At 60.8% G+C, this 344-nt stretch carries 1 protein-coding gene; it reads right to left on the bottom strand.

The annotated features are described in order from the left end of the window. Positions 1-344, bottom strand: a 344-nt coding sequence (locus EN851_RS34735) for a transporter substrate-binding domain-containing protein (protein WP_135931084.1), incomplete at both ends; no start/stop codon positions are given.

Raw genomic sequence — 344 nt, 5'->3', positions numbered from 1 at the left:
GACAGATCGATCATCTTGCCGCTGTTGGACATGTTGGCCAGCGGGCCGTTCTTGTCGGCAAGGAAAGCCACCGGCGAGGACGCGTAGGGGATCGAGAAGTCGATCGTCTTCATGCGCTCCTCGGTGATCGACATGCCGTCCATGACAATGTCGAACTTGCCTGCCGTGAGGCCGGGGATGACGCCGTCCCAGTCCTGCGCCACGATGTTGCATTCGAGCTTCGCGCGGGCGCAGACGTCGTTGAGGATGTCGACCTCGAAGCCGACGATCTTGCCGCTGGCATCAGTCTGGTTCCAAGGGGCATAGGAGCCTTCCATGGCGACCGAAACGGTCTTCCAGTCCTT

The organism is Mesorhizobium sp. M8A.F.Ca.ET.208.01.1.1, from assembly GCF_004791315.1.
GTDB lineage: Bacteria > Pseudomonadota > Alphaproteobacteria > Rhizobiales > Rhizobiaceae > Mesorhizobium.
Note: the sequence above shows the minus strand (reverse complement) of the source record. Positions and strands in the feature narration are given on the sequence as shown.